This is a genomic window from Fundidesulfovibrio magnetotacticus (genome assembly GCF_013019105.1).
Classification (GTDB): Bacteria; Desulfobacterota; Desulfovibrionia; order Desulfovibrionales; family Desulfovibrionaceae; genus Fundidesulfovibrio; species Fundidesulfovibrio magnetotacticus.
This window is the reverse complement of the sequence record NZ_BLTE01000021.1, coordinates 1-23535: the sequence shown is the minus strand read 5'-3', so window position 1 is coordinate 23535 and position 23535 is coordinate 1. Positions and strand designations below refer to the sequence as shown.

The following is a 23535-nucleotide window of genomic DNA, read 5'->3' as shown; positions in this document are numbered from 1 at the left end:
GGCGGGGCTCAGGCCAGGGAGAGCAGGTTCTCTATGACCGCCTGCTCGTCGAAGTAGGGGGCGCGCGCGGCGCTCTCCAGGTCGGCCTCGATGACGCCGATGCCCATGGCCTCGATCTGGCGCAGGCCGTGGGGTTCCTGGTAGTTGCGCCGCCGGTCGATGAGCACGTGGTTCAAAAGCGTGTTGGCGGGGCGGGGCTTGGTGCAGCTGGCGCGCAGGTATTCCAGCAGGGCGCGCACGCTCTCGCCCAAACCCAGGCCGTACTGCTCCGGGTCTCCGGCGGGGTTGGGCACGAACACCTTGGGGCACTGGGCCTTGCTCACGGCGTCGCCCACGCCCCGGGGCAGCAGGTTGGCCACCACCGAGGAGTAGAAGCTGCCGATGGGGTAGCAGATCAACTCTGCGGAGAGGATGTTCTCCTTCACCTTGCGGCGCACGTCGATCTCCACGGGCGCCGTGTCCTCCTGTCCGCGCGAGAGCCACACGCGGCGCACCTTGCGCCCCACGGGGCCGCTCTCCTTGCCCGTGAGCAGGTGCTGCCCGGCCAGCACCGAGCCGTCGTCGAGCTCGGCGCAGAGGGTCAGGTCGCGGTTGATGATGGGGCGCACCAGCCCCCGGGCCTTCACGAGCATGGAGAACATGTAGATCACCGGGTCGATCTGACGGTTGTAGTTGAAGAAGCCCCCGGCCAGGATCAGGTTGCCGACGCTGGCCCCGCGCAGGTCGAAGGGCGTGCGCTCCATGGCCTGGGCGAAGAACTTCAGGTGGGTGCGGATGATCTTGCGCATGGGGTCGGGCACGGCGGCCACCAGGGGGTCGCGCCCGGCGATGAGGCCCTCCAGCTCCTCGCGCAGGGCCTCCTGGGGCTGGTCCTTGGGCAGGCGGCGGGCGAAGAGGGCGTAGATCTCGGGGTTGCCGTGCAGGGTGCGGTCGGCCAGGGCCATGAGCCGGTTGCGCAGGTCGCCCACGGCCAGCATCCCGAAGCTCTTGCGCAGCTTGGCCGAGGAGCCGCCTGAGTCGAAGGGCGTGATGAGGTGCATGGAGTTGTGCGTGTAGCGCACCAGCTCCCGCGAGAGGTCGCGCAGGGCCGTGCCGCCGCTGAAGAAGAGCACGCGCGGCCCCAGCTCCGGGGCCTTGAGATAGCGCGCGATCTTCACCGGATCGGGCAGACGCACCGTGTGCGTGACCGTGACCTTCGTCATGCCCCCGCGCCCTCTCCCTTGAGGAACCCCGCCAGCACGCGGGCGGCCTCCTCGAAGTCCGCGCGGCCCGTCACCTCCAGCACCGTGCAGCCCGCGAGCATGTCCACGTAGGCGTCTTCGGAGAAGTCCGGGGCGTGCGCGCCCTCGGGCTCCTCGTAGAAGAGGCCCGTGGATTTCATGAAGGCCTCCAGGAGGTCGCGCCGCCGGGCGATGTCCACGGCCGCCACGTTGAGCCCCTGCCCCGCGCGCGACCAGTTGAGGATGGCCAGCCCCTTCATGCGCGCCTCGATGCGGAAGCGCCCGGGACCGTAGCACTGGTCGATGAAGGCGTCGTACTTGTGCTCCAGGGTCCAGAGTTCGTCCTGGGGCAGGGCGCGGAAGGCCTCGCGGTCCGCCGGGGGGATTACCGGGGCCAGGGAGGGGTTGTGGAGCACGGTGCCGGGGTTCACGCGCGGCATCTTGGCCACCCCGTACATCATGAGATCCCCGTTGTCCTTCCCCACCAGGACGCGGTCGTTGGAGACGAAATCGAGCCCATGGTTCATCAGGTGCAGGGCCAGGGTGGACTTGCCCATGCCCGAGAACCCGGCCAGGGCCAGGCCCTGCCCGCCATGGGCCACTCCGGCCGCGTGGCCCAGCAGGCAGCCCTGGTGGAGCTTGTGCTCGATGAAGCGGTTGTTGACGAAGTTCACCACCTGGTTGGGGTTCTCCCGGCAGGGCCCCAGGGCCAGGTTGCGGCCCTCTCCGAAGACGAACACCATGCCCGTGAGGCGCTTGCGCACCACGCGCCCGTCGGGGAGGTCGGCGTACTCCTCCTTGACCTTGGTCTTGCCCGGGTCCGGCTCGCGCGTGGCGTAGCGCAGGCCCAGGTCCTGGGGCGGGGTTTCCAGGGCCAGCAGCTGGCAGGGCGCGGGCGGGGCCGCGTCGTCGTCGGCCAGGAAATCGCGGAAGTAGGCGCGCAGCCATCCGGCCAGCTCGAGGTCGTTGGTGCGCAGATCGGCGCGCCAGGCGCCCAGGGCCAGGCGCACGGCGTGGGGCGCGGCCCATTGGGTGGCGTAGCGGTCCATGAGCCCGGCCACGGAGTTCGACGGGGAGGAAGCGGTGGATGCGCTCACGACAGGACCTCCAGAACATGCTTGGCGTAGGCCTGGGCCGCGTCGATGCCGCAGGCGTCCCGCAGGCCCCGGAAGCCGCCGAAGGCCGACACCTCGAAGACGATGGGGCCTTGGGCCGTTTCGGCCACGTCCACGCAGGTGAAGGCCATGTCGAAGAGCGACTGGGCCTTCTCGGCCAGGGCCACGATCTCGGCAGAGGGCTCGTGGGCCACGTAGCGCCCTCCGGCGGCCGTGGTGGTGTTCCAGCTCGACCCGCCGGACTTGCGGGCGTAGGTGGCCAGGTATTTGCCGCCCAGGTAGGTGACGCCCAGATCCTTTTCCAGGGGCGGGAGCATCTTCTGGAGGTACATCACCGCGTTGCCCGCGTCCTTGAAGGCCTGCACGCGACGCAGGGCGTCCGGCCCGGCCTCGATGACCTCCATGCCCCGGGCCTTGGTGGAGTACAGCGGTTTGAACACGGCCCGGCCGAAGCGCTCCACGGCGTCGCGGGCCTCCTCGACGCTCTCGGTGACCACCGTGGGCGGCATGGGCAGCCCGGCGGCGCGCAGCGTGACGGTGCAGCTCAGGCGGTCCACCAGGCGCAGGATGGACGAGGGCCGCGAGAACACCGGCAGGCCCCGCAGCTCCAGAAAGCGCAGCATCTCCAGGCGGTCGAGCACGTCGGGGGAATACTGGGGGGCGATCTTCTTGACGATCAGGGCGTCCAGCTCCAGGAGGTCCTGACCCTCGTGGCGCACGGTCCCGGCGTCCAGGTCCAGCACGGCCTTGTCCATGTCCACCAGGAGGCGGAAGCCCGTGAGCTTCCCGCACGCGTCGGCCAGGACCTCCGAGGACCAGCCGTCCGTGAGCCCCACAACTCCTATCTTCTTCATCACGGCTCCTTGGCCTCAATAGATGAGCACGGCGTCCGGCAGGACGTACGCGCTCCAGGGTTTGCCGGAATCCCCGAAGTCTGCGGCGGACTCCAGGAGGTAGACCCCGCGCAGGAACATCTCCCGCGCGAAGCCCTGGTTGAATTCGAAACGGCTGGACGTGATGAAGGAGCGGGCCAGGCCCAGGGCGAGGCGGGCCTCGAAGGAGGCGTCCCCGGCCTCGACGGCGAACTCGCGCGAGAAGGCCAGGAACTGGCGGATCACGCGGTCGAGTCGGGCGCGCAGCAGGGTGTCCAGCACGGGAAGGCGAAAGTTGGAGAGGAGAAACACGGACACGTCCTGGACGTAATCGGTGTCGCGGGAGCGGTGCAGGTCGATGTAGTGGATGCGCTCCTCGTCGTGGGAGTAGACGATGTTGTTGCTGTTGAAGTCGCCGTGGATGAGCACGCTGAAGGGGGCCTCGAGGGAGGTCTCGGCCTCCTCGGCGCGGCGCAGCACCTCGTCGAAGCCGGGGATGCGCCTGCCCGCCAGGCGCATTTCGCCCCGCCTGAAGCCCGGATGCATGCGGAACACGTCGTCCAGGCGGGAGGAGAGCTGGCGCACGTAGCCCGCCTTGACGGGTCCGGGGCGGCGGGTGTCCTGCCAGAGCTGGCGGGTGGTCTGCTCCAGGACGAAGGTGGCGTTGGCGGCAATCTCGGGCGCGCCGGAGAGCACCACCTCCTGGTAGGTGCAGCCGCCCAGGTATTCCATGAGCATGCTGGCCGAGTCGCCGTCCACGTGGAAGGCCTGCACCTTGGGGGGCAGCCCGGGCATCACGGCCTCCCAGCGGCGGATGTTCTCGGCCTCGGCGCGCAGCTTCACGGCGTTGCCCTCCTTGAAGAGCACGCCGCTGGAGCGCGGCCCCTTGCGCCCGGCGTCCACCCGGCCGATGCGGCAGCCCGAGCGCGTGCCCCAGATGGACTGGAACTCGCCGTCGGTGATGGGCACGTCCCGGCCCAGGCCCGAGAGGCTCTCCTTGAGGGCCTCGAACTGGTGGATCTTGAACTTCTCGCCCACGGCGGCGAAGATCACGGCCTCGCCGATGTTCAGGATGGTGTCGCCCATGCGCTCCAGGTAGCGGAAGATGTTGTGGGCGGTGATGCAGTTCTCGGGCGATTCGCCCGTGCGCAGGTCGCGCAGGACCATGTCGAAGTTTTCCTTGAACAGGGCGTCCAGGGTCACTTCGGCGCGGCAGATCTTGAAGGCCAGGGTGATGTCCTGGTTGAAGAGGGCCTTCACCACCAGGCGCAGGGCCTTGATGATCTCGGCGAAGAAGGCCTTGTAGTCGTAGCGTTTGATGAAGGCCGGGTCGCGCAGGTACTGCGACTGCATGACGATGTTCACCGCATGGTCGGCCAGGCGCTCCAGGTTGGAGGTGATGATGTTCACGGCGCGGGCCATGTCGATGGCGCGCTTGTCGCCGCCGAACCCGGTGTGGATGCGCGAGAAGCACTTGTTCTCGATGACGCTCTTGAGGTTGTCGATGTAGTCGTCGCGGCTTTCGATCTTGGTGACGAGGCCGGGGTCCGGGTTTTCGAGCACCTTCAGGGTGTTTTCCACCTGCTTGGTCACTTCCAGGACCATGAAGCGGAAGTTCTCCTCAACGCCCTCCAGAAAACGCATGGCTACTCACCGCCTCCGGACCGGACCACCAGGAGGTCTTCCTCGCGTTCCTTTTCGGCCGTTTTCTCGCGCCAGGCGAGCTTGAGGGCCAGCTTCATGCGCCCTTCCTTGGCCTTGGCCTCCACGGCGAAGCCCAGGAGCCCCGACGGAGACATGACGAAACGGGCGTCCTTGCGCTCGAAGAGGATGCTGCCGCGCTCGATGCCGTCGGCCAGGGCGCGCAGGTAGGCGGCCAGGCTCTCGGCGTCCTGCACGGACTGGTAGGAGAACTTACCCTCGCGCGAGGGCTGTTCGGAATCGCTGAGTGTGTCCATCGTCGCTCCGTGGGCCTCAGCCTAGGCGGGCCCGGTATTCGTCCATGACGGTCTTGCGGCTCACCCCCGCCACGATGAGCCCCTTGGCGATGCCCAGGTCGTCCCAGGCGGGCTGAAGGCCCACCTCGCGGGCGGCCTTGTCCCTGTCCTGCTCCTCGGGCTTCTTGAGCTTCTCGCTCATGTGGCAGTCGTCGCCCATGAATATGAGCAGGGGCCTGTCCTTGTGGTAGCCCCGGCGGTTCTGGTCGAGCACCACGCTGATGAGGAACTCCGTGTACTGCTGCGACTGGGGGTTCCACACCTCGATGCCGTCCACGTCGTAATTGCGCAGGAGGATGGGCCAGAACTGCTCGGGGTGGGGGATCACCACGCCCGCGCCCAGGGAACGCGCCTCCTCGATCACCTCCGAGGCGCGGTAGAAGTAGGCCATGGAGAAATTCTCCTTCACCACTTCCTTCACGGCTTTGGCGTACACCTGCACCTTGTTGATCAGGCGGTCGTCGTAGAATTCGCGCAGGCAGTCCAGGTAGTTGCGCACGAGCTTGTTCTTTACGGCGTCTTCGGGGGTGCGCATCTCGTTGGCCGAGAGCATCTCGCGCAGCCGGGCGGCGTGGATGGCGGTGAACTCCACCACCTCCTCGTCGGAGCCCGCGGCGCGCGCGGCCTTCTGGCGGCGCTCCTCCCAGGCCGGGGCGCACAGGGCGTCCAGGTACTCGAAGAGCTGCGAGGAGCGGTACTTGAAGGTGTGGCGCAGCATGTTCCCCAGCACGCCCGCCTGCTCCACCCGTTCGGCCTTGAGGTGCACGAGCAGCTGCACCTTGCGGTTGAAGCCGTGGGAGTAGCAGTCCACCTCCACGCCCGCGTAGCCGTCCCAGGTCATGATCTGGTTGTGCTGGGTGGGGATGATCAGCTGGTCGCGGGCGTTGGGGTACATGGCCTCCAGGCGCTCGCGGATGAGATCCAGCGGGACCTGCTCGGGGTGCCAGTGCACGGCCAGCACGTACTCCTGGCGCGGATGCGCGGCGGGCGGCGTGCGCACAGCCCGGGCCTGCTCGGGCGTGACGCCCGCGCAGGTGAGGGCCAGGTAGGTTTCCATGTCCCAGTCGGTGACTTCACGGGGCAGGCTGGCCAGGTCGAACTCCTGGCAGGCCTTGCCCCCGGCCTTGACGAGCCCGAAGGTCTTGGCGGTCACGGAGGCCTCCTAGGCGTGACGGGAGTGGCACTCCCGCTTGAGCCGGGCCAGTTCGCCGTAGGCCAGGCCAAGGGCCTCCAGGTCGCTCTGTTCCAGGGCCTGTTCGAAGGCCTGCACGGCGTCCAGGTAGTGGGCGTAGTATTCGTCGCCCTTGCCGGAGTAGGCGCACATGAGCCGCGAATCAGCCAGGAAGCTCCGGGCCTCCTGGAGCGGGGGCAGCTGCCCGGCGGCCAGGGCCTGGCCGATGGCCTTGAAGGTGTATTTCATGTGTTTCTTCAGCGAGGAGTACTTGGGCATGGCTTCTTCGCCGCCCTCCTCGTCCGCGGGGTCCTCACCGGGCGCGAGCGCGGGCCGGGGGAACTTCACGGAGAGCTTGGCCGCGTAGCCCTGGGGCCAGCCCGCCTTGAAGGATATCTTCAGGCCCTTGAAACCTTCCAGGGCCAGGGGGCCGGTGTCCGTGGCCAGCTCGCCGGCGTCCAGCGCGTCCGCCAGGCCGCGCAGCCATGCCGAGAGACCCTCGCGGTCCAGCGCCGCCTCCGCCTTGTACTTGCCTGATGTCGCCATGTGGTTTCCTCCCGTGATTCCGGTGAAGGACTTAGCCTCTACCATCAACCGGGATCGAGGCAAGGAGCTTCTAGCAGCCTTCCCGTGACGAATCGGTGACCGTCCGCCGGACCCGGCAGAACTTTCCCAAGGCATCAATCTTGCAAAAATACCGCGATGACACCATCCACCAGGAGAGCCCCCATGCGCAAGTCCGCAAGGCGACCTTCGACGGTCTGGCTGCTGGGCCTGGCGGGACAGCCCGCCAAGCGCGTCCGTCAGGCCGTTGGGACCCTGGCCGAGGTCCGTCGCATCGACCCGCGCGACCTGCCCGGCCAGCCCGAGTACGACCGCGCCGCGCCCCTGGCCGTGTTCCTGGACCTGGCCGCCTGGCGCGCCCTGCGCGACGACGCCCCCGCCTGGCTGGCCGGCGCGCGCCGCGTGCTGGTGCTCGCGGAGGGCGAGGAGGGCCTGCACGACGAGGTGCTTTCCCAGGGCTTCCTGGCCTGCCTGACCCCGCCCCTGGGCAAGGCGCGCATCCTTTCCGCCCTGGAGGCCGCCCGCGAGAACGAAAGCGCCCTGGAGGACATCTCCCGCCTGCTGGGCGAGGCCCAGCGCGAGCGCGACATGCTGGTGCAGGAAAACGGCCGCCTGGCCTTCTTCCAGCAGCTCATGGCCCGGGCCATGTCCTCCCTGGAGCTGCCCGCCGTTCTGGCCGGGCTGCGGGAGGACCTGGGCCTGGCCTTCCCCGTCTCCGAGGTGCTGGCCGTGTTCTGGGGCGCCTCGCCCGAGTGCGAACTCTTCGTGGCCGAGGGCCTTTCGACCCAGGCCCGCTCCGCGCGCACGGACTACCTGCTGGACCTGGCCGCACGGCTGCGCGGGCAGCCCTCCGGCCAGTTCCGCACCCACGCCGTGCCCGGCGGCGACCAGGCCGCCCCCGTGGCGCCCGGCCGCGCCCTGCTGGTGCCCCTGCGCCACGGCGAGGAGGCCTTCGGCTGCCTCTCCGTGCTCATCCACCGCGACCTCTCCCGCCAGGAGCAGGAGACCGCGCGCCAGGCCCTGCAGCAGCTGGCCCCCAGCCTGAAGAACGGCCTGGACTACCTGCTCATCAAGCGCCGCGCCGACCGAGACGGCCTCACCGGCCTCTTCAACCGCCGGACCCTTGACGCACGCCTGGACCAGGAGCTCAAGCGCCACATGCGCCACCGCGAGGGCTTCGCCCTGATCCTGGCCGACATCGACCACTTCAAGAAGGTCAACGACGTGCACGGCCACCTGGCGGGCGACGCCGCCCTGCGCCACGCCGCCCAGACCATGGACGCGGGGCTGCGCACCACCGACTTCCTGGCCCGTTACGGCGGCGAGGAATTCGCGGCCATCCTGCCGCACACCGGGGCCTCCCAGGCCTGGATGCTGGCCGAGCGCCTGCGCCGCCGCGTTGGGGCGCACCCCCTGCGCTACGCCGGGCGCACCATCGCCCTCACCGTGTCCATGGGTTTGGCCGCCTTCGTGCCCGGACAGGCCGCCACCCCCGCCTCCCTGCTGGCCCAGGCCGACCAGGCCCTCTACGCCTCCAAGCACGCCGGACGAAACCGCGTCTCCATCGCCCCCAGCCGCGAAGAACTGCGCGAGGTCTACCGCGAAGGCGCGCTCCAGGCCGGCTAGACCGCGACGGTTTTCCACCGCGCTTTCCTGCACGTCTCGCGGCGCACTTCCCGCCGCTCCCCGCGCGCCGCACGATCCTGCGTTCCACCGGCGGTTTCCTGACGCCACCGTGACCCTTGCCGCCATTCCCCGCCGGGCGTAGACTCCCCGCCTTCATTCCACGCAAGGACGCTCCATGGATTCCGCGCTCCCCGCCTGTCTCGCCGCCGCCGTGCTGGCGGGCTTCATCCAGGGTTTTTCCGGCTTCGGGTCGGTGCTGGTGGCTCTGCCCGTGCTCCTGGCCGTGCTCGACCTGCGCGAGGCAGTGCCCCTGGTGAGCCTTCTGGCGCTCTCCATCAACGTGGTCATGGCCACGAAGCTGCGCGGGCACATCCAGTTCCGCTCCATGCGCCTGCTCTTCGCCAGCTCCCTGCCGGGCATGGCCGTGGGCGGCTGGATCCTCGAAGGCGCGCCCGACAGCCTCATCAAGGGCCTTCTGGGCGGGGCCATCCTCTTCCTGGTGTTCCATTCGCTCACCAGCAACCGGCCCCGCGCCGCCCTGGGCACGGGCTGGACCCTGGCGGCCGGGTTCCTGAGCGGCTGCATCGGCCTGACCACCGGGGCCAACGGCCCGCCGGTGATCGCCTGGGCCGCGCGCCAGCCCTGGGCGCGCGACGAACTGCGCGCCACCCTGACTTTCTATTTCCTGGTGACGGGCGCGGCCATCGTGGGGGTGCAGGCCGTGACGGGGCTGGCCACGCAGCGCGTGCTCACGCTCTTCGGGGCGTGCCTTCCGGCCATGCTGGCGGGGCTGTGGGCGGGCGGGGCGTGTTCGGGGCGCGTGGGGGAGGCGGGGTTCCGCAAGGCGGTGCTGGCGCTTCTGGCGCTCATCGGGCTCAATCTCTGCTGGCAGGCGATTGCGGCGGGGCTGGCCGGGCGCTGAGGCAGGCCCGGCACGATCACCGACACAGGGCAAGGCCACGGACCTGACGCGCGGCCCGGCCCTGGCCGTCAGGGCCGGGAACTCCTCGACCGGGGCACAACCCGTCTCCCAGCCGCGCCGTGGGCCGGACAACCGACGCCAGGCCCTTCGGGCCGCCCAGGCCGCCTGATCCTACAGCTTGCTCTTGAGCACCATGTCCGTGATGGGCCCGCGCGAGCGGTCGCCCTTGAGCACGATGTGCCCGTAGTTGTCGAAGCCCTTGAACTTGCGCACGATCCAGTTGAGGCCGTTGTTGGCCTCGTTGAGGTAGGGGTTGTCCACCTGGGAGGTGTCGCCCAGGCAGACGCACTTCACGCCCTCGCCCATGCGTGTGAGCAGCGCGCGCACTTCGGCCCGCGAGAGGTTCTGGGCCTCGTCGATCACCACCACGGCGTTCTCGATGTTCATGCCGCGCACGTAGGCCAGGGGCAGCACCTCGAACTTCTTGGGGTTGAAGCGCGGGGTTTCGTCGTTGGGGTTGGTGAAGAGCTTGTTGGCCGGGCGCTGCTTGTGCAGCTTGATGAGCAGGTCGTAGACGTACTTCATGTAGGGCTCCATCTTCTCGGCCACGTCGCCGGGCAAAAAGCCCAGCTTCGCGCCGATCTCGATGGTGGGCTTCACCACGAAGATCTTCTCGTGCTCCTTGCGCTCCAGGGTCAGGTAGAGGGCCGCCGCCAGGGCCAGGTAGGTCTTGCCGAAGCCCGCCTCGCTCTGGATGGACACCAGGTCCACGTGGGGGGAGACGATAAGCTCCAGCGCCAGATTCTGGTACACCGTGCGCGGCTTGAGGTTCCACACGTCGTTGACGTAGCCCACCGTCTTCTCGCCGTCCGGGGCCAGGAGCACCGGCTTGCCCTCGCGCCAGAGGAACGAGTTGGGCGGCGCGCCCTCGGCCTCCTCCACGAACCCCGTGTAGAGCTGCGACTCGGACTCGAAGGGCCTGGAATCGCGCAGCTCCTCGCTCTTGATGTTGCGCAGCGACGCCTGCAGCTGGAGCAGCCGGTCGTTGGTGACCAGGATCGGGTCCTGGATGCCCTGGGCCGACTCGATCTCGCGCAGGATGTAGTTGTCCACGATGTGCGTGTAGGGAGAATCCTCCACGCCGTCGCGGATGAAGGTGATGTGCTCGCGGTTTTCGATGAGGCTGGTGATGACCTTGGAGACGATGTGGCGCAGCTTGGGCGTGTTCTTGAGCGTTTCCAGCTCCATGAGCACGTGGTAGGGGATGAAGATGTTGTTTTCGCTGCCGTTGCGAAGCGTCCGGACCGAGTTGGGGTTTTCGATGAGGACGTTGGTGTCGATGACGTAGTTCTTCCTGCCGGGCGATTCCTGGGTCATTGGGCCTTCCTTCGGGACGCGCCGGATGCGCCATGCGCCCCGACGTCTCAGTATCCACGCGGTGTGACGAATCCATGACCTTGCGGCGTCCGCTCCCTCGCGGCCCCGCCGCGTCTCGTTTTTCCCCTTCCCGAGCGTTCCTCCTGTCGCGCCGCGCACTGCCGCGCGCCCCGTCATTTAACCCCATCGCCATGAAGTTGTCACCTTTCGTCGTTCAACGGTTCCCGGTCGGCGGGTACCTTCGGGTCCCTTTCGCCGCACCAAAGGAGCCCCACCATGCCACTGCGTCTCACCCTTCGCGCCAAGCTCATCGCCTTCTGCCTGGCCATCGGCATCCTGCCCCTGGCCTTCATGGGCGTCTACTCCGTGCGCCAGGCCTCCGAAAGCCTCTCCCGCCAGGCCTTCGGCCAGCTCGAATCCGTGCGGGACTCCCGCGCCCAGGCCCTGCGCCAGCTCACCGACAAATGGTTCGCCGAGGTTCGCATCTACGCCTCGGTCAAGGAGGTCTACAACTCCATCGCCATGCTGCGCGACATCTTCATGGGCAAGGCCAAACCCGGGCAGCGCGCCGACGTCAACGACCCCGAATACGTCGAAATGGCGCAGTTCGTGGCCCCCGCCTTCGAGCCCTTCCGCAAGGTGCTGGGCTACGCCGACGTGCTCCTGGCCGACGAGTACGGCCGGGTGATCTTCTCCACCGGCAAGGGCCGCGAACTCCTCGAAGACATCAAGGACGGTCCCCTCAAGGACTCCAGCCTTGGCCGCGCCTGGAAGGCCGCCATGCAGGGCCGGGCCGTCTTCGAGGACTTCGCCGCCTACCCGCCCCAGGAGGGCCGCCCCGCCGCCTTCCTGGCCGCCCCCGTGCGCAACCACGTTGGCGGCATCGACGGCGTGGCGCTCCTGCGCATCGACCCCGCCGACCTGGCCCCCATCCTCAAGACCGGCTACGACGACGACGCCGAAACCCGCCTCGTGGGCGCGGACCGTCTCATGCGCTCGGACTCCCCCACGCACGCCCTCACCCACTCCGTGCAGGCCTCCTTCGCGGACCCCGCTCGGGGGCGCATGGACATCGAGCCCGTGCGCCGCGCCCTGGAAGGGCTCACCGGCAGCCTCGTCACCGAGGACATTTCCGGCAAGCCCGTGCTCGCCGCCTACGCCCCCATCAAGACCGGCGACGCCGCCTGGGCCCTGGTCACCGTGGCCGACGAGGCCCGCGCCTTCGCCGCCGTGGAGCGCCTGCGCGGCGCGTCCCTGATCCTCGGCGCGCTCACCGCCCTGGCCGTGCTGGCCTGCTCCCTGTTCTTCCTGCGCCGGGAGATCGGCCAGCCCTTCCGGCACCTCGGGACCTTCCTGGAACGCGTCAGCGAGGGGGACCTCCGGGCCACGCTCGAAGGCCGTTTCAAGGCCGAACTGGCAGCCCTGGCCCATGGCCTCGCGCGCATGGTGGAGGAACTCAAAACCCGCCTGGGCTTCTCCCAGGGCATCCTCGACGCCATGACCGTGCCCTGCCTCGTCACCGACACCCGGGGCCTGGTGAGCTTCGTCAACCAGCCCCTGCTGGACCTCCTCCAACTCGACGGCGAACCCGGCCGACACCTGGGACGCCGCCTGGAAGACCTCTTCGCCCAGAACCTCGAACTGGCCAACGCGCCCGCCGCCTGTCTGCGCCAGTGCCAGCCCGTGCGCGGAGTGGAAGCCCCCGGGCAGGGCGCAAAAGGCAGGCCCTTCCACGTGCGCCTGGACTGCGCGCCGCTTCACGACCTGGACGGGCAGCCCCTGGGCGCGTTCACCCTCTTCGCCGACCTCACCGAAATCAGGCGTCAGCAGGCGCTCATCCTGGAGCAGAACCGCCAGACCCTCCAGGTGGCGCGCGAGGCCAACCAGATCGCCCTCCACGTGGCCCAGGGAGCGGAAGAACTCTCCCAGCAGATGATCGGCGTCAAATCCGGCGCGGACCACCAGAGCGAGCGCATCCAGGAGACCACCCGCGCCATGGAGGAGATGAACGCCGCGCTCACCGAGGTGGCCCGCGTGGCGGCCCTGGCGGCCTCCAGCTCCGATTCCGCGAGCGCCCAGGCCGCCGACGGCTCCCGCGTGGTGAAGGAGAGCGTCGTCTCCATCGACCAGGTCCACCAGCTCTCGCTGCAGCACCAGCAGTCCATGGACGAGCTCGGCCGCCGGGTGGGCTCCATCGGGCGCATCATCGGCGTCATCGACGACATCGCGGACCAGACCAACCTCCTGGCCCTCAACGCCGCCATCGAGGCGGCGCGCGCGGGCGACGCCGGGCGCGGCTTCGCCGTGGTGGCCGACGAGGTGCGCAAACTGGCCGAGAAGACACAGCTCGCCACACGCGAGGTCTCGCGCGGCATCACGGAGATCCAGGACGGCACCCGACAGAACATCGAGGAGACCGCCAAGACCTTCGAAGCCATCGAACAGGCCCAGCAACTCGTCCAACGTTCGGGCGAAGCCCTCGCGCGCATCCTCCAGGACGCCCACGACGCCGCGGATCAGGTGCGCCTCATCGCTTCCAGCACGGAACAACAATCCGCGACACACCACGAAGTGAACCTCGCCGTCAGCGAAATCAGCGGCATCGCCCAGGAGACCTCCGCCGCCACGGTCCACGCCGCCGAAGCCATCGGCTACCTCGCCCAGCAGGCCTCGGAGCTCAAAAGCCTCATCGACGCCATGCACTGCCAGGACGACGGCCACGACGCGACCTGCCTCGAACCCGCCGGGCGCGACTGGCCGCGACTCGCCATGGCGAAGCCACAGACGGCGCTGGCGGCCTAGCTACGCAAGACGGGAGCGGCGGGGGGGGGGAAAGATGTCTCCAGCGGGCGAGGGGCCGCGCTCTCCGCGCTCCCGGAGGGCGTCGCGGGCTTCACCGGGCGGGGCAAGGCGTCCTGCGCCGGAGCCCGGGACTGAACGGCGCACGGCCGCCTATGCCTCGGCGAACGGCCGGGGGCCTGTTGAAACGGTCGGTTCTTGAAGTTCAAACCACTCGTCGGTTTGTTCCCTGCAATGCTGCCGACGAGGATTGTCCCCCAGGCGGCCGACGGCCGAAGATTGCCGCCCTGAGCCGCGGACCGCGCCGCTCTTCCTGGCAGGCAATGCCCGTCAGGCCAGGTCGCGGCTTCGCTTGCCCGGAACGCCGTCGGCGGCCCCGGGGCTTCTCTCGCGCATGGTCAGCGCCGCGAGCAGGTTGATCCCGGACAGAACCGTGAGGACCAGCGCGGGGGCGAACGCGGTTTCCCGGCCCTGCATCAGCCACGTGGCCGCCACGGGCGCCGCGCCGCCGAAAACGCACAGCGAGAGATTGTAGCCGATGCCCATGGCGCTGTAGCGCATGCGCGGGGGGAACATCTCCACCAGCGCCGCCGGGACAGGGCCGAGATACAGCGCCATGAGCGCCGTGAACGCCGTCTGGGACACGAACAGGCCGGCCACGCCCCCCTGCTGGGCCAACTGGAACAGCGGCAGCGTGAAGACCGTCATCCCCGCGCAGCTCCAGACCAGAAGCGGCTTGCGGCCCAGCCGGTCGGAAAGGCTGCCGGTGAACGGGATGAACACCATGAGCAGCAACAGCGAAAAGGCGTTGAGTCCCGCCACCCCGGGGACATCCGGACGAAGGACGCTGCCGAGGTACGTGGGCCACCAGACGAAGAGCGTGTAGAACCCCGCGCCCACCAGGATCACCAGGAAAAACAGGTGAAGGATGCGTTCCGGCACGAGCTGGACGGCCTCGGCCACGGGATTTCGCCCCAGGCGCTTGCGGTCCTCCAGGGCGAGGAACACCGGCGTCTCCGAGAGGCTCTTGCGCATCCAAAAGGCCACCACGGCGATCAGCGCCCCCGCGAGGAACGGAACCCGCCAGCCCCAGGAGTCCATGGCCTGCGCGCCGAGCCCCAGGCTCAACCCCGCCGTGAGCAGCGAACCCAGCATCATCCCGCCGTACTCGCTGGCGAAAGTCCAGCTGCAGTAGTACCCGCGCCGCTCTTCCGGCGCGTTCTCGGCCACGAACGCGATGGAACCGACCAGTTCGCCCCCCACCGAGAGCCCCTGCGCCATGCGCAACAACACGAGCAGCAGGGGGGCCAGCACCCCGGCGTCCCGGTAGGTGGGCAGCAGCCCCACCAGGAACGTGGGCACGGCCATGAGGGCCACGGAGAGCTGAAGCGACGTCTTGCGGCCCCGGCGGTCCCCGATGTAGCCGAAGAGCAGGCCGCCCGCCGGGCGGGCCAGGAAGGCCGCGGCGAACACCCCGAACGCCCCGAGCAGCGAGACCAGCGGGTCGTCCGAGGGGAAGAAATTCCGGCCGATCTGGGGGGCGAGGAAGCCGAGAATGGCGAAATCGTACCACTCGAGAGCGTTCCCCGCGACGCCGCCCAGCATGTTCGTGCGCAGGGGCGCGCGCCCGCGCCGGGGTGCGCTCCCGCGACGCCGGGCGGCGGCCCGCGTCAGAAGCCAGGGGAGCGATGCCTCAAGGCCTCTTGACCCCATGCGTTGTTCGTCTTCGGGCACCGTTCCAGTTCCTCCGTGAAGCCGCGTCGGCCGCGCGGGGAAGCCCGGCGCGGACCAGACATGTAAGCCCGACGGCCTCTCCGGTCAAATGCGCGCGCCCGCCGGACGGGTGGTCGCCAACCCGCCTGCCCGGCTCCTCCGGCAGGCTGTCCCTCCGGCTGGCGGCGGGACCGTTCGGCACGATCCAGCCGCAAGGACGGCGGCGGCCCCTGAGGAGCCCCCCCCACTCACGCGCGTGAAGCCGCCGAACGGGGGGGCTTCCGACAGAAACCCCGGCATGGCGGGGCCCGGCCCGGCTGCAGGGGCCCTCCGCAACGTCGGCCGCGCCACGTGCCGACGGCGGCGCGGGGCGCGGCGCAACGGATCCTCCGAGGGCGCCGGTGAAGCGCTCTCGACATCCTTCCAGGCGGATCTCCAAGGCCAACAGCCAAGACCGTCGCGCCGGGTTTTGAAACCCGGCGCCATGTCTTTCAAGAACGCGACGCTAGCCGAGGTTCTTGGCCACGAAGTCCCAGTTGACGAGCTTGTCGAGGAACTCCTTCACGTAGTCGGCGCGGCGGTTCTGGTAGTCCAGGTAATAGGCGTGCTCCCAGACGTCCACGGTGAGCAGGGGCTTCTGGTTGTTGACGAGGGGGTTCATGGCGTTGGGCGTCTTGACCACCTTGAGCGTGCCGCCGTCGTCCACGAGCCAGGCCCAGCCGCTGGCGAACTGGGTCATGGCGGCCTCGGAGAAGGCCTTCTTGAACTCGTCGAGTCCGCCGAAGGCGGCCTTGAGGGCGTCGGCGAGCTTGCCCGCGGGCGCGCCGCCCCCGCCTTTCTTCATGCAGGAGAAGTAGAAGGTGTGGTTCCAGGCCTGAGCGGAGTTGTTGAAGAGGCCCACGCTGGCTGCGTCCTTGGAGGCGTCCAGGAACACGCGCTCCAGGGTGAGCCCTGCGGTGGGCTTGCCCTCCAGGGCCTTGTTCATGTTGTCGTAGTAGGCCTTGGCGTGCTTGCCGTAGTGGAAGGAGAGGGTGCGCGCGCTGATGACCGGTTCCAGGGCGTCTTCGGGGTAGGGCAGAGCCGGGAAGGGGAACACGGCGGCTCCTTGGGCGCTGGCCGCGCCCGGGAAAAGGGTTGCGGCGGCGGCCGTGGCGGCCGTGGCGGCGGCCAGGGCGTTGAACTGCCTGCGGGTGAGGAGTCCGTTGTCATCTGTGGTCATGGGGGCTCCTATGGGCCTGGTGTGGAATGGCCGTGGGGCTTCAGGCTTAAGGGTATCTGACCGCCTCGTGGAACGGTGTCAAGGGGGGGCCGGGGTACGGGGGGCGTGGTCAGGAGCGGGCGAGGAGGAAGATGCCGTAGGTGGCGCGCAGGTTGGGCAGCAGGCGCAGCACGAGTCCGCCCCGGGAGGCCGGGTCGGTCTTGACGGCCACGGCTTCGAGGATGGTGAAGCCGAAGCGGTTGCAGAAGCGGTGGAAGTCCCGAAAGGTGATGACGCGGATGTTGGGGGTGTCGTGCCAGTCGTAGGGCAGTTCCGGGGTGACGGGGGCGTTGCCCTGGAAGAAGAGCTGGCAGCGGTTGCGCCAGTGGGCGAAGTTGGGGAAGCTGACCACGGCGCGCTTGCCCACGCGCAGCATCTGGCGGATGAGGCCCAGGGGTTCGGCCACCTGCTGGAGGGTCTGGGAGAGCACGACGACGTCGAAGGCGTTGTCGGGGTAGTCGCGCACTTCTCCGGCCATGTCTCCCTGGAGGATGGAGACGCCCCGGCTGATGCCCGTCGCGGCCTTTTCCTCGTCCTGCTCCACGCCGAAGCCCTGCACGCCCTTTGTGTCGTGGAGGTGCTGGAGCAGTTCGCCCTGGCCGCAGCCCAGGTCGAGCACTTTGGATCCGGGGGCGATCCAGGAGGCCACGAGGTCGAGGTCGTAGCGGATCACGGGAGGCCCCTCCGGAGGTCGCGCCCGAGGTCTCGGCGCGTGCGTTCGAGGTGTCCGGCGACGAGCCCCGAAAGGCGCGGGCTGTCCAGGAGGAAGGCGTCGTGCCCCCACTGGGCCTCGATCTCGCAGAAGCTCACGTCGCGTCCGGCGCGCTTGAGGGCCTGGACCAGCTCGCGGGACTGGTAGGTGGGGTAGAGCCAGTCTGAGCTGAAGGAGACCACCAGGAAGCGGGTGTCGCCCCGGGAGAAGGCCTTGGTGAGGGAGCCCTGGCCGTGGGTGGCGCCCAGGTCGAAGTAGTCGGCGGCTCGGGTGATGTAGAGGAAGCTGTTGGCGTCGAAGCGCTCCACGAACTTCCGCCCCTGGTAGCGCAGGTAGGATTCCACCTGGAAGTCGGCGTCGAAGCTGAAGGAGAAGTCGGCGCGGTCCTGGAGCCCGCGTCCGAACTTGTGGCGCATGGCCTCGTCGGAGAGGTAGGTGATGTGGCCGATCATGCGGGCCACGGCCAGGCCGTGGGCGGGCTTGGGGCCGTGGTAGTAGTCTCCGCCGTTCCAGTCGGGGTCGGCAACGATGGCCTGGCGGGCCACCTCGTGGAAGGCGATGTGCAGGGCGGAGTGCTTGGCGGCGGTGGCCAGGGCGATGGCGGAGACCACGGTCTCGGGGTAGCGCGCGGCCCATTCGAGCACCTGCATGCCGCCCATGGAGCCGCCCACGGCGGCGAGCACGCGCTTCACGCCCAGGTGGTCCAGCAGGACCTTCTGGGCGCGCACCATGTCGCCGATGGTGAGCACGGGAAAGGCCAGCCCCCAGGGTCTGCCGGTCTCGGGGTTGAGGCTGGCGGGTCCGGTGGAGCCCATGCAGCCGCCGAGAACGTTGGAGCAGATCACGAAATGCCGGTTTGTGTCGATGCCCTTGCCCGGGCCGATCATCACTTCCCACCAGCCGGGCTTGGGGTCGGCCCCGTGGTAGACGCCCGCCGCGTGGGAGTCTCCCGTGAGGGCGTGGCAGACGAGCACGGCGTTGGCGCCGTCGGGGTCCAGGGCGCCGTAAGTCTCGTAGGCCAGTGTGACCGGGCCGATGGCCGCGCCGCTTTCCAGGACGAAGGGCTCGTCCTGGGCGAAGGTGAAGAAGCGTTTCTCCACCGCCCCCACGCCGGGGCCGCCGGGGGAGAGGTCGGCGTATTCGCTCATGGCCCGCTTGTTCTCACAGGCAGTGCGGCGAGTCCAGGGCCTGGGCCATGGCCCGGGAGAGTTCCTCCAGCAGGGCGCGGCTGGCCGGGACATCCAGGGCGCGGGCGGCGGACTCCAGCTCGGAGGCGGTGCGGGCCACCACCGGGGCGCAGACCACGGCGGCCATGCCCTTGAGTGTGTGGCAGAGATTGGCGGCGGCCTGGAGGTCCTGCCCGTCCAGGGCCTTGGCGATGGCCGAGAGGTCCGCGGGGCCGTTGCTCCTGAAAATGGCGAGCAACTCGGGGAGGCAGTCCTCAATTTCCGCGAAACGGCTGGCGCGCTCTTCCAGATCGAAGGGCGGACACGGTTCGCGGCTGGCGGGATACGGGCTTTCGTCCATTGTTCCGTGGCCTTGCCGGGTGCTCCGGCGTAGAGTGGTGCTCTCTGATAGGAAAGGCTTTATTCCCACAAGCCGTTTCGAATTTCAAGGCCATGCCCGGCGGGGCGGGTGACAGGCCCCCCGCTTTGCGGCTATGCCACGTGGATTCCAGCACGAGGTGCAGCCATGCGAAGCAAGCTCATGACCGGCGGGGTCGAGAAGGCCCCCCACCGCTCCCTTCTCCACGCCCTGGGCCTGACCCGCGAGGAGATCGACCGCCCCCTGGTGGGCGTGGTCAACTCCGCCAACGAGATCGTCCCCGGGCACATCCACCTGGACACCATCGCCACGGCCGTGAAGGCCGGGGTGCGCTCGGCCGGGGGCACGCCGCTCGAATTCCCGGTGATCGGGGTCTGCGACGGCCTGGCCATGAACCACGCGGGCATGCGCTTCTCGCTGCCCTCGCGCGAGATCATCGCCGATTCCATCGAGATCATGGCCACGGCGCACCCCTTCGACGCCCTGGTTTTCATCCCCAACTGCGACAAAACCGTTCCCGCCATGCTCATGGCCATGCTGCGCCTGGACATCCCCTCCATCCTGGTGTCGGGCGGCCCCATGCTGGCCGGGGCCTCGGCGGGCGGCCCCGTGGACCTCATCAGCGTCTTCGAGGCCGTGGGCCGCGTGCGCCGGGGCGAAATGGACGAGGCCCAGCTGGCCGACCTGGAGCTCAAGGCCTGCCCCGGCTGCGGCTCCTGCTCGGGCATGTTCACGGCCAACTCCATGAACTGCCTCTCGGAGTCCATCGGCCTGGCCCTGCCCGGCAACGGCACCATCCCCGCCGTGACCGCCGAGCGCGTGCGCCTGGCCAAGACCGCCGGGGCGCGCGTGATGGAGCTTCTCAGAAACAACGTGACGCCCCGCAAGATCGTCACCTCCGCCGCCGTGGCCAACGCCGTGACCATGGACATGGCCCTGGGCTGCTCCACAAACACCGTGCTCCACCTGCCCGCCATCTTCGCGGAGGCGGGCCTGGACCTCACCCTGGACATCTTCGACGCCGTGAGCGCGCGCACCCCCAACCTCTGCAAGCTCTCCCCGGCCGGACACCACCACATCGAAGACCTCCACCGCGCGGGCGGCATCCCCGCCGTGATGAACGCCCTGGCCAAACGCGGGCTCATCGACACCTCCGTGCTCACCGTCACGGGGGCCACCGTGGCCGAGAACCTCAAGGCCCTCACCCCCGACATTCGCGACCCGGACGTGATCCGCGACGCCGCCCCCTATTCGGAGCAGGGCGGCATCGCGGTGCTCAAGGGCTCGCTGGCCCCCGAGGGCGCGGTGGTGAAGCAGTCGGCCGTGGCCCCGGAGATGATGCGCCGCACCCTCACCGCCCGCTGCTTCGACTCCGAGGAGGAGGCCTACAAGGCCATCCTGGCCGGAGAGATCGTGCCCGGCCTGGCCGTGATCATCCGCTACGAAGGCCCCCAGGGCGGACCGGGCATGCGCGAGATGCTCTCGCCCACGGCGGCCATCATGGGCATGGGCCTGGGCTCGGACGTGGCGCTCATCACCGACGGGCGCTTCTCGGGCGGCACGCGCGGCCCGGCCATCGGCCACGTCTCCCCCGAGGCCGCCGAGGGCGGCCCTATCGGCCTGGCACGCGACGGCGACGTGGTGGAGATCGACATTCCGGCCCGCAGGATGGACCTCATGGTTTCCGAGGAGGAGTTGGCGGCGCGCCGCGCGGCCTTCAAGCCCGTGGAAAAGCCCCTGCCCTCCGGGCTTCTGCGCCGCTACGCGCGCAGCGTGAAGTCCGCCGCCCACGGCGCGGCCTACAAGGACTAGCACCCTTCCGCCCAAGGCTCGACCACGGCAAAACGCCCCAAACCACAACGCAAAGGCCCGGCGCGTCAAAGACGCGCCGGGCTTTCCAGTTTGACGACAAACCCCGAAACGGGTTTGTGGGAGCCGTTTACGGGCGGCAAAGCCGCCCTGCTCCAGGCTGCGCTTCGCGCAGGGCTGCTTCCAAAGCAGCAAAGGCCCGGCGCGCCTCTGGCGCGCCGGGCCTTCGACTTCCGCCCGCGCGGCGGTCTAACCGGCCTTCTTGGCCTGGGAATAGGCCGAAAAGGCCTTGTTCATGGAAGCCCCCAGCGAGGGGGCGGCCACGGCGGTCTGGTTGGTGAGCGGCACGGGGCCGCGCGAGGTCTGCGCCGGGGACGGGGCCTTGGGCGCGAACTCGGGAGTGTTGATCTGGGCAAAGGCGTCCCGGATGCCCGTGAGCACCCCGATCACTTCGTCCACGAGCTTCTGGTCCATGCGCATGTTGGCCATGAGCAGTTTGGTGGAACACAGCAGGTAGAGCTTGCGCAGGTTCTCGGCCAGCTCGCCGCCCTTCTGGGCGTTGAGGCTGCCCTGAAGCTCGGCGAGCACGTCCAGGGCCTTGGAGATGAGGATGCCCTTCTTGGCGTAGTCCTTGGCATCCATGCGCTCCTTGGCCTGTCGCAGGAACTTGAGCGCCCCGTCGAAGAGCATGATGAGCAGGTCCCCCTGTGTGGTGGTGGTGACCTGCGTCTGGAAATAGGCTTGCGCTGCCTTGTACATGGTGCGTCGCTCCTTGCTCCTAGGCCTTGGAAATCTGCGCGATCTGCGAGGAGAGCTGCCCCTGGATCTGGCTGTACTGCCCCAGGAGAGCGTCCAGCCGTGCGAACCGGTTGCGCATGTGCGTTTCCATGGCGGAGATGCGTCTGTTCTCGCTGTCTATCTTCTTTTGGATGTTGTCGGAAATGGTCACGTAGTTCTTCTGGAGGATGTTCAACGGACCCGTGTCGGCGTTGGTCAGGTCGGCCAGTTCGTCCACCAGTTCGGGGGCTTTGCCCAGGCGCAGGTAGACGTTGTGGCTGTAAGTGCCGTCGGTGAGGTCGTTGACGCGCACCACCATACCGGCCTCGTCCTGGCCCGACGCGCCGGTGATGTTGGCGGAGTTGGAGGCGAAGCTGGCCGCGTGCCCGTTGATGGTGGCCGAGGTGATCTTGCCGCCGGCCACGGTGTACTGCACGTTGTACTCCCCGGCCTTGGTGATGCCCTGGATATAGGACGAATAGGTGATCTGGGCCGAGTCGGTGTCGCCCGAATACTGGGCCGCGAAGATTTTGCCCACGGCCAGGGGGTCTGCCTCCAGGGCTTCCTTGAATTTGTCCTCGTCCAGGATGATCTGGCCGAAAGTGGCCGACCCTTCCACGGAGTCCGTGGAAAGCCCCAGCGGCGAAAGAGAGGTGTAGCGGTCCGTTGCGTCGTTGAAGCCGATGCCGGGCGCGGCGGTTATGTTCTGCATGATCGTGCCGATGATCTGCAGGCCGTAGTTGCCCGTGAGGATGGACCCCTCCTTGGTGTTGGAGTCGAACTTCGTCAGGTCGCGCACCTGTTTGCGCACGGTGTTCACCTGGTTTACGAAGGTACGCACGTTCTCCAGCACGGCGTCGGCGTCCGTTCCCACGGTGAGCGTGCCCGCTCCCGAGTTCTTGAGCGTGAGCGTGAGCCCCGTCACCACGTCGCTGATGGTGTTGCTGGCGCGCGAAATCCAGGCGTTGGAGAGCGGCCAGTTGTTGATCTTGATCTGGGCGTCCTGGTTGGCCTGGGTGATGTTGAAGGAACCGTTGCTGAAGCCCGGCAGGGAGGAGCTGGAGGCCACCACCAGGGAGGACGCCGCGCCGGTATCGAGCCCGCGCAGCTGCATGTAGTACTTGGTTCCGTCGTAAAGAACGCTTGCACGTACGCCATTGTTGGATGGATTGGCGTTGATGATCGCGGCAAGATCGTTGATGGTTGCGCTGGCAGGAACGGAATTCGAAATGGTGACGCCCTTATAGGTGTAATTGAAGCTTACCGCCGTCGCTTGCGAGTTGATGTCTTCCGTATTGGTGTTGTACCCTGTCCCGGTGACCATCATCTTGTTCTGCGCCAGCTGCTTCACCGTGTAGGTGTACGTGCCGGACTCGGCCTCGCCGCCCGCCGTGGCCGTGAGAGAGGAACTGTCCGTGGAATCGGCGGACTTCTTGAGGAACTCGTTCACGGTGTCCATGCCCTGCAGCGTGGTGCGCAGGGAGAGCATCTTGGAGTTGAGGTCCTTGAAGGCCGTGTTCTTGGTGAGCCAGGACTTCTGCCAGGTCTGGTAGGTCTTGACGCGGCTCTGCTCCACCTCCACCAGTTTCTTGATGAGGGTGTCGAAGTCCGTGCCGCTGCCCAGGCCCGCGAAATAGACCTGACCTGATGTGCTCGTTCCCGACGTGGCGTCGCCGATTGCCATGGCCGCACCCCTAGGTAAATTTTTCCCGGGCTTTCGCCGTGACCGGAAGCTAGCAAGCTTCGCGCCGTACCCGGAGCACCGGGCCGCGAAACCGGGGGTGCGGCTTCGCGTGCGGCGCGCGGACCCTGCCGCGCGGCCTTTCAAGCTGAAACGGCCGGGCCTCGCGGCCCGGCCGTTGGTTTCCCCTCTCCTTCCTGGTTCCCGGCTAGCCGAGGAGCTGCATGGCCATCTTGGGCAGGCTGTTTGCCTGCGAGAGCATGGCGATGGCGGACTGGGTGAGGATCTGCGAGCGCACGAAGCTGGTCATCTCCTCGGCCACGTCCACGTCCGAGATCTGCGACTCGGCGGCCTGCAGGTTTTCGGCCTGGATCTGC

At 68.5% G+C, this 23535-nt stretch carries 20 protein-coding genes; 4 read left to right on the top strand and 16 right to left on the bottom strand.

The features are described 5' to 3' along the window. Positions 1-8 precede the first annotated feature (8 nt). The 7 genes from NNJEOMEG_RS18045 to NNJEOMEG_RS18015 are packed head-to-tail and all read right to left on the bottom strand — an operon-like array spanning position 9 to position 6921. Positions 9-1202, bottom strand: coding sequence for a GAK system CofD-like protein (locus tag NNJEOMEG_RS18045; RefSeq protein ID WP_173086865.1), 1194 nt, complete (start codon positions 1200-1202; stop codon positions 9-11). Continuing rightward, on the bottom strand, positions 1199-2317 hold the full coding sequence (locus tag NNJEOMEG_RS18040) for an HprK-related kinase B (protein ID WP_235957025.1): 1119 nt from the start codon (positions 2315-2317) through the stop codon (positions 1199-1201). The genes NNJEOMEG_RS18045 and NNJEOMEG_RS18040 overlap by 4 nt, the downstream gene beginning before the upstream one ends. Next, positions 2314-3189 (bottom strand): GAK system ATP-grasp enzyme, encoded by an 876-nt coding sequence (locus NNJEOMEG_RS18035; RefSeq protein ID WP_173086864.1) that lies wholly within the window; start codon positions 3187-3189, stop codon positions 2314-2316. Before NNJEOMEG_RS18035 ends, NNJEOMEG_RS18040 begins: the two co-directional genes overlap by 4 nt. 15 nt (positions 3190-3204) lie before the next feature. Beyond that, a complete protein-coding gene (locus tag NNJEOMEG_RS18030; protein WP_173086863.1) occupies positions 3205-4851 on the bottom strand; it encodes a PhoU domain-containing protein in 1647 nt (548 codons plus the stop codon). A gap of 2 nt (positions 4852-4853) precedes the next feature. After that, on the bottom strand, positions 4854-5165 hold the full coding sequence (locus tag NNJEOMEG_RS18025) for an amphi-Trp domain-containing protein (RefSeq protein WP_173086862.1): 312 nt from the start codon (positions 5163-5165) through the stop codon (positions 4854-4856). A 16-nt stretch (positions 5166-5181) separates the two neighbouring features. Next, positions 5182-6357: a hypothetical protein gene (locus NNJEOMEG_RS18020; protein WP_173086861.1), complete on the bottom strand. Its 1176-nt coding sequence runs from the start codon at positions 6355-6357 to the stop codon at positions 5182-5184. A 9-nt stretch (positions 6358-6366) separates the two neighbouring features. Then, complete coding sequence (locus NNJEOMEG_RS18015) at positions 6367-6921, bottom strand: GAK system XXXCH domain-containing protein (protein WP_173086860.1); 555 nt, start codon at positions 6919-6921, stop codon at positions 6367-6369. Positions 6922-7104: 183 nt separating this feature from the next. Between NNJEOMEG_RS18015 and NNJEOMEG_RS18010 the strand changes: the two genes are divergently transcribed. Together NNJEOMEG_RS18010 and NNJEOMEG_RS18005 are read left to right on the top strand one after the other, a co-directional pair. Continuing rightward, positions 7105-8565, top strand: coding sequence for a GGDEF domain-containing protein (locus NNJEOMEG_RS18010; protein WP_173086859.1), 1461 nt, complete (start codon positions 7105-7107; stop codon positions 8563-8565). 175 nt (positions 8566-8740) lie between these two features. Beyond that, positions 8741-9487 carry a sulfite exporter TauE/SafE family protein gene (locus NNJEOMEG_RS18005; RefSeq protein ID WP_173086858.1) on the top strand — a complete coding sequence of 249 codons (747 nt, stop codon included), beginning with the start codon at positions 8741-8743 and terminating at the stop codon, positions 9485-9487. 171 nt (positions 9488-9658) lie between these two features. Here NNJEOMEG_RS18005 and NNJEOMEG_RS18000 read toward each other — a convergent pair whose 3' ends face one another. Then, the gene (locus NNJEOMEG_RS18000; protein ID WP_173086857.1) at positions 9659-10864 is read right to left on the bottom strand and encodes a PhoH family protein; all 1206 of its coding nucleotides are present in this window, start codon (positions 10862-10864) and stop codon (positions 9659-9661) included. Positions 10865-11140: 276 nt separating this feature from the next. On the opposite strand from NNJEOMEG_RS18000, the gene NNJEOMEG_RS17995 reads away from it, so the two are divergent. Beyond that, complete coding sequence (locus NNJEOMEG_RS17995; protein WP_173086856.1) at positions 11141-13666, top strand: methyl-accepting chemotaxis protein; 2526 nt, start codon at positions 11141-11143, stop codon at positions 13664-13666. A 327-nt stretch (positions 13667-13993) separates the two neighbouring features. On the opposite strand, the gene NNJEOMEG_RS17990 is transcribed toward NNJEOMEG_RS17995, so the two are convergent. The 5 genes from NNJEOMEG_RS17990 to NNJEOMEG_RS17970 form a co-directional block, all read right to left on the bottom strand. Then, on the bottom strand, positions 13994-15376 hold the full coding sequence (locus tag NNJEOMEG_RS17990; protein ID WP_173086855.1) for an MFS transporter: 1383 nt from the start codon (positions 15374-15376) through the stop codon (positions 13994-13996). A 505-nt stretch (positions 15377-15881) separates the two neighbouring features. Continuing rightward, entirely contained in the window at positions 15882-16595 is a 714-nt protein-coding gene (locus NNJEOMEG_RS17985; RefSeq protein ID WP_173086854.1) for a superoxide dismutase, read from the bottom strand. 109 nt (positions 16596-16704) lie between these two features. Then, positions 16705-17304 carry a methionine biosynthesis protein MetW gene (metW, locus tag NNJEOMEG_RS17980; RefSeq protein WP_173086890.1) on the bottom strand — a complete coding sequence of 200 codons (600 nt, stop codon included), beginning with the start codon at positions 17302-17304 and terminating at the stop codon, positions 16705-16707. After that, the gene (gene metX / locus NNJEOMEG_RS17975; protein WP_173086853.1) at positions 17304-18494 is read right to left on the bottom strand and encodes a homoserine O-acetyltransferase MetX; all 1191 of its coding nucleotides are present in this window, start codon (positions 18492-18494) and stop codon (positions 17304-17306) included. Before metX ends, metW begins: the two co-directional genes overlap by 1 nt. A gap of 13 nt (positions 18495-18507) precedes the next feature. Beyond that, the gene (locus NNJEOMEG_RS17970; RefSeq protein ID WP_173086852.1) at positions 18508-18873 is read right to left on the bottom strand and encodes an Hpt domain-containing protein; all 366 of its coding nucleotides are present in this window, start codon (positions 18871-18873) and stop codon (positions 18508-18510) included. A gap of 165 nt (positions 18874-19038) precedes the next feature. Between NNJEOMEG_RS17970 and ilvD the strand changes: the two genes are divergently transcribed. Further along, entirely contained in the window at positions 19039-20703 is a 1665-nt protein-coding gene (ilvD, locus tag NNJEOMEG_RS17965) for a dihydroxy-acid dehydratase (RefSeq protein ID WP_173086851.1), read from the top strand. 246 nt (positions 20704-20949) lie between these two features. On the opposite strand, the gene fliS is transcribed toward ilvD, so the two are convergent. The 3 genes from fliS to NNJEOMEG_RS17950 form a co-directional block, all read right to left on the bottom strand. Beyond that, a complete protein-coding gene (fliS, locus tag NNJEOMEG_RS17960) occupies positions 20950-21459 on the bottom strand; it encodes a flagellar export chaperone FliS (protein ID WP_173086850.1) in 510 nt (169 codons plus the stop codon). 19 nt (positions 21460-21478) lie between these two features. Further along, a complete protein-coding gene (gene fliD / locus NNJEOMEG_RS17955) occupies positions 21479-23161 on the bottom strand; it encodes a flagellar filament capping protein FliD (RefSeq protein WP_173086849.1) in 1683 nt (560 codons plus the stop codon). A 205-nt stretch (positions 23162-23366) separates the two neighbouring features. Next, a partial coding sequence (locus tag NNJEOMEG_RS17950; protein WP_268885702.1) for a flagellin occupies positions 23367-23535 on the bottom strand: 169 nt, incomplete at its 5' end.

Coding starts and splice junctions, on each gene's coding strand:
- NNJEOMEG_RS18030 (WP_173086863.1), bottom strand. CDS start 4,851: ATGCGTTTTCTGGAGGGCGTTGAGGAGAACTTCCGCTTCATGGTCCTG.
- NNJEOMEG_RS18025 (WP_173086862.1), bottom strand. CDS start 5,165: ATGGACACACTCAGCGATTCCGAACAGCCCTCGCGCGAGGGTAAGTTC.
- NNJEOMEG_RS17990 (WP_173086855.1), bottom strand. CDS start 15,376: ATGGGGTCAAGAGGCCTTGAGGCATCGCTCCCCTGGCTTCTGACGCGG.
- fliD (WP_173086849.1), bottom strand. CDS start 23,161: ATGGCAATCGGCGACGCCACGTCGGGAACGAGCACATCAGGTCAGGTC.
- NNJEOMEG_RS17985 (WP_173086854.1), bottom strand. CDS start 16,595: ATGACCACAGATGACAACGGACTCCTCACCCGCAGGCAGTTCAACGCC.
- NNJEOMEG_RS18045 (WP_173086865.1), bottom strand. CDS start 1,202: ATGACGAAGGTCACGGTCACGCACACGGTGCGTCTGCCCGATCCGGTG.
- NNJEOMEG_RS18000 (WP_173086857.1), bottom strand. CDS start 10,864: ATGACCCAGGAATCGCCCGGCAGGAAGAACTACGTCATCGACACCAAC.
- NNJEOMEG_RS18015 (WP_173086860.1), bottom strand. CDS start 6,921: ATGGCGACATCAGGCAAGTACAAGGCGGAGGCGGCGCTGGACCGCGAG.
- metX (WP_173086853.1), bottom strand. CDS start 18,494: ATGAGCGAATACGCCGACCTCTCCCCCGGCGGCCCCGGCGTGGGGGCG.
- NNJEOMEG_RS17995 (WP_173086856.1), top strand. CDS start 11,141: ATGCCACTGCGTCTCACCCTTCGCGCCAAGCTCATCGCCTTCTGCCTG.
- fliS (WP_173086850.1), bottom strand. CDS start 21,459: ATGTACAAGGCAGCGCAAGCCTATTTCCAGACGCAGGTCACCACCACC.
- ilvD (WP_173086851.1), top strand. CDS start 19,039: ATGCGAAGCAAGCTCATGACCGGCGGGGTCGAGAAGGCCCCCCACCGC.
- NNJEOMEG_RS18035 (WP_173086864.1), bottom strand. CDS start 3,189: ATGAAGAAGATAGGAGTTGTGGGGCTCACGGACGGCTGGTCCTCGGAG.
- NNJEOMEG_RS18010 (WP_173086859.1), top strand. CDS start 7,105: ATGCGCAAGTCCGCAAGGCGACCTTCGACGGTCTGGCTGCTGGGCCTG.
- NNJEOMEG_RS18005 (WP_173086858.1), top strand. CDS start 8,741: ATGGATTCCGCGCTCCCCGCCTGTCTCGCCGCCGCCGTGCTGGCGGGC.
- NNJEOMEG_RS17970 (WP_173086852.1), bottom strand. CDS start 18,873: ATGGACGAAAGCCCGTATCCCGCCAGCCGCGAACCGTGTCCGCCCTTC.